The sequence below is a fragment of the Lentimicrobium sp. L6 genome, assembly GCF_013166655.1.
Taxonomy (GTDB): Bacteria; Bacteroidota; Bacteroidia; order Bacteroidales; family UBA12170; genus UBA12170.
In genome coordinates this window covers 1-4,642 of record NZ_JABKCA010000141.1, presented here as the reverse complement: position 1 = coordinate 4,642, position 4,642 = coordinate 1, and the positions used below count along the sequence as shown (strand labels likewise).

Genomic DNA, 4,642 nt, shown 5'->3' with positions numbered 1-4,642 from the left:
ATGATATGGAGAAAGACGATCAATTAGCTCTGTTTTTATAATCGAACTCGGGTTGAAAGATTGATACCATATTCTTCTTCTCCATGAACAGGGCTTCCATCCCAGAAAGTATATCTATCAACGGCATCCTCAAAGTCTAACATAAAGAAAGGCTCAGAACCTGGAGGAAGAATTTCTTTCACTTCCACAGGAATCATTTCTGAATTCTGAATGTCATTACCCGCTAAACATTTGATATTAGTGATTTGTGTTTCCACTTCTAGTCCAGCACCTTTAGTTGCTACTGTTAATTCAGTTTCGGTAGCTGTAGAGCCATCAAAAGTTAAAGTAGTGCCTCCTAGAGTTAAGCTAGTTACTAAGTCCATGTTTTCTCCAGTAATAACGAATGGATAGTCCACATAAATGACTTCAGGAAATCCAGTAACGCTAGTATTGGGATAGGTAATAGCAAGAGCTTCTTCACTAATAGCAGACTTCTTATAAACGTTAGTTAACTCAATCTTACCAGAGGTAACCACACGTGGTAAAGTAACGGTTAATTTACTATCAGTTTGCTCAGTAATTACACAAGTGGTTCCACCAACAGTAACGGTCTTTACTTTTTCTAAAGAACTACCAGTGATTACAAAATCAGTACTGATATCTGCAACTTTTGGTGAAAATTCGCTAATCACAGGAACAGGCCAAGGGACATCATAGTCTTCTGAAAATTCCTTTTCCTTTACACAAGAAGACCATAAAAGAAGACTCCCTGCAAAGACCATCGAAAGTATGATAAATCTATTAAATATATTTTTTCTCATTTTTCTAAGTTTTGTTTCACTAAAAGAAGTGAAGATTAATAACCAGGATTTTGTGAAAGACCCCAAGATTGTACTTCATTTACCGGAATAGGCAATACAGGAATAATATTAGCGGTTCCTGTCAGAGAATGTGATTGGCAACGGCCTTTCACCTCTTCTGACAGTGTATTCAAATATCTACCCGTACGAATTAAGTCCCAGTAACGTAGAGTTTCCATGGCCAATTCGTTTCTTCTTTCTTTCCAAATGGCATTGAGTAATTCTTGTCCAGTAAGTGTATTTGGTAAAGGGTCTAAAACACCCTCTAGGTCAGCTTCTGGAATGGCATCATATTCCATGCTTCCTTCGCTAGCTCCTTTTGGATATGTACTTGCTTTTGCTCTAGCTCTAATTTGATTGACGCTAGCAATAGCAGAACTTTCATTACCAGTATGGTAAGCAGCTTCAGCATTCATTAAAATCACATCTGCGAATCTGAATTTTCTAATATTCTGTGGGGTATCTTTAATATTTGAAGGCTTGAAAGCTGGTTCTAAAGCCGCTTTACGACTTAAATATCCAGTTGCATTTTCAGCAATATCAATTTCAATCACATTACCATGAACCACAGAACCATCTCCATACATAACATTGGCTAAACGAGGATCATTAGTTTCGTAACTGTCCATTAGGTTTTGTGTTGGGTTATTAAATCCCCAGCCCCAAGTAGTTCTAGGATTTTGAATCACAGTATTTGTTGTTCCTGTTTTTCTTGGACTCCAATCTTCATTATTCGAAACACATTGTACTTCAAAGATAGAACCAGAACCATTTTCCCCTTCCATCTCGAAGATAGAAGAATAGTTGCTAGCTAAAGAATATTCACCGCTACCAATAATGGCATTGGTTAAATCATAAACTTCTTGCCAATTGTGATTGTTTGCATTTTCAGTTCCGATTTGATACATAGCTACACGTGCTTGGTAGGCTAATGCTGCACCTTTGGTTGCTCTTCCCATTTCGTTGGCATCAAAAGCTGATTTTTCAGGAAGTAAGCTAGCTGCCATGGCAAAATCTGCATCTATTTGAGCATAAGTTTGAGCAAGGCTTGCACGTTGTACATTATCAATTTCGGAAGGATTAACTGGAGCGTCAAACAAAGGAACACCACCAAACAATCTGCTTAAATAGAAGTAATAATATCCTCTGAGGAAATAAGCTTCTCCTAATAATTGATTCTTAATTTCAGTATTTACGCCTTCAGCTTCAGGAAGGTTAAGGATAACTGTATTACAACGGAAAAGTCCGATATAAACATTATGCCAAACCGCTGCTGTGAAGCTATTATTAGCAGTTGTTCTCCACTCTTGCATTTCTGTAATTTGTGGCAAATCACTTGGCATACTTCCTTTTTCACTGTCGTCGCTCATGACATCACCAAACATCCATTCGTAGTTGTGGTCAGCATTGTCAACCTCATCCCAAGAAAGTGGATCGTAACAAGCATTTACGGCTAGGGTAGCATTTTCTGCAGTATTAAATAGATTTTCACTGGTTTGAACCCCCAGTGGTTCTTTTTCTAAGAATTCCTTTTTACAAGCTGAAGTTAACAACAGACTGATAAATAAAAGAGGAATGATATATTTACTTAAATTCATAATTTTCTTTTTTTCTAGTTAACTCAATTAATTAAAAGGTCAGTTGAATTCCGAACATAAAAGTACGAGCTGTTGGGTAATTCGCAATATCAATACCAGAATATAGTGGATTGTTATAGTAATCTCCAATTTCTGGGTCAAATCCTTTATACTTGGTGAAAGTAAGTGCATTATCTATAGAGAAATAAACTCTCAAATTAGAAACATACTTTTTCTTCACTGGAACGGTATAACCAATCTGAACATTTTTCAACCTGAAATAGCTACCATCCTCAACATATCTGTCAGAGAAAGTTTCTATGTTTTTATTTAAATCTTTATCCGTCATTCTAGGTACATCGCTACTGGTGTTTTCTAGTGTCCATCTGTCCATTCTATCTGCAACAGAGTTTTCCCAACCATTAGAAGAATTAGTGAAACGAGTTAAGCCATTCACCACTTCATTACCTTGGCTACCTTGTAAGAATAATTTCAGGTCGAATCCGCTATAGGCTAAGTTTACATAACCACCATAGATAAAGTCAGGAGTAGCACTACCTAAATAAGTTCTATCGTCTTCGTTGATTTTACCATCATTATTACGGTCGACGAATTTCACATCACCAGGAGCAGCATTGGGCTGAATAGCTTCACCTTCTGCATTTACATGTGCATCTAGTTCAGCTTGAGTATTAAAGATACCATCGGTTTCAACTCCATAGAAATAAGCTAATTCTTTACCCTCCTAAGTTCTTGTGGTATTACCTACTTTGCTAATGTTTCCACTTTCAATAGGCTCACCACCAGCTAAACTGGTTACTTCGTTTTTGATGGTACTAAAGTTGACACCAACTTCATATTTCAACTTATGATCTGCATTTCTATATCCTAAAGTTAATTCGATACCAGAGTTTTTCATTTCACCGGCATTTACGAATGGAGCAAAAGCACCTACATATTCAGGAATTGGAACTTGTAATAACATATCAGATGTTGTTCTTTGGTAATAATCGAAGATGAAAGAAACTCTATCGTCGAATAAACCAGCATCTATACCAATATTTACACTTGTAGAAACTTCCCACTGAATTTCTGGGTTACTCAATGTGGTAGGTATAGAACCTGAAACAGGAAGGCCACCGAAAGGATAATAATTACCATGAGTTACTGTAGTTACATAAGCATAGTTTCCAACAGAACCTTCGTTACCAACTTGTCCCCAGCCTCCTCTTAATTTAAGAGCTGTTAACCAATCTTGTTCACTTAAGAAGTTCTCTTTCTTCATATTCCAACCAGCTGAAAATGATGGGAAATAACCCCAACGGTGGTCTTCAGTAAATTTAGAAGAACCATCGGCTCTCATAGTAGCTGTTAATAAATATCTATCCTTGAAGCTATAGTTGATACGAGCAAAATAAGACAATAAAGAGTGTTCCCACTGGTTTGAGTTAAAAGAAGCATCTAAGCTTTCAGCAGAAGAAGGATATTGTAAGGCTTCATCTTCAGGAACATTATAAGTAGTTAGTTCAATTTCTTCCCAATTGGAGTATTGAGATTCCATACCAGCCATAGCATTCAAGCTATGTTCTTTAATTTGAAGATTATAGTTCAAGTAGTTTTGCCAATCCCAATGAATAGAATTTGCTGGCTTGTTATATAATGAACTTTGAGAACGTTGCTCATCGGTAGAGATGAAGAACTCAGGAGAATAGTTTTTATAGTTATAGGAGCGATAATCAAATCCATATTGAGATTTAAAGGTTAAACCTTCAATGATTTGAGCTTCGGCCCAAACAATATTTAAAGATTTGAAATCTTTAGTTTTTGCATATTTAGATTCGTCAACAATACGTGCAGGGTTATTGATATAAGACAAATCGGCTCTTCCCCAATTATTAGTTGTAACATCCCAAGCTGGAGTTACAGGATCTGCTCTTAAAGCACCGGGTAAAACACCTTCGTATAAATCGCCATTATAATTGGATTGTTCCATATTGAATAATGAAGAATTCAATCCACCTTTTAACCATTTTGTGAATTTCACTTCGGTATTGGCTTTTAAATAGATATTTTGAACACCACTATTCTTAACAATACCATCTTGCTTGAAATATGTACCACTCATTTGGTATTTTACGCTTTCGTTACCACCTAAAACAGATAAAGAGTAATAGGGTTACCCATTTAGTTCACAAATAGTTGTATATGAGTATATTATTTTGT

At 36.3% G+C, this 4,642-nt stretch carries 4 protein-coding genes; all 4 read right to left on the bottom strand.

Annotated features, from left to right (window positions below; translation table 11 throughout):
• Positions 1-35: 35 nt before the first annotated feature.
• The 4 genes from HNS38_RS19690 to HNS38_RS19675 all read right to left on the bottom strand — a co-directional run bounded on the left by HNS38_RS19690 (position 36) and on the right by HNS38_RS19675 (position 4,544).
• On the bottom strand, positions 36-803 hold the full coding sequence (locus HNS38_RS19690; protein WP_172346962.1) for an IPT/TIG domain-containing protein: 768 nt from the start codon (positions 801-803) through the stop codon (positions 36-38).
• A gap of 35 nt (positions 804-838) precedes the next feature.
• Entirely contained in the window at positions 839-2,440 is a 1,602-nt protein-coding gene (locus HNS38_RS19685) for a RagB/SusD family nutrient uptake outer membrane protein (RefSeq protein ID WP_172346961.1), read from the bottom strand.
• A 31-nt stretch (positions 2,441-2,471) separates the two neighbouring features.
• Entirely contained in the window at positions 2,472-3,038 is a 567-nt protein-coding gene (locus HNS38_RS19680) for a hypothetical protein (RefSeq protein WP_172346960.1), read from the bottom strand.
• Between the two features lie 126 nt (positions 3,039-3,164).
• Positions 3,165-4,544, bottom strand: coding sequence for a TonB-dependent receptor (locus tag HNS38_RS19675; RefSeq protein ID WP_172346959.1), 1,380 nt, complete (start codon positions 4,542-4,544; stop codon positions 3,165-3,167).
• Between the last annotated feature and the right edge of the window lie 98 nt (positions 4,545-4,642).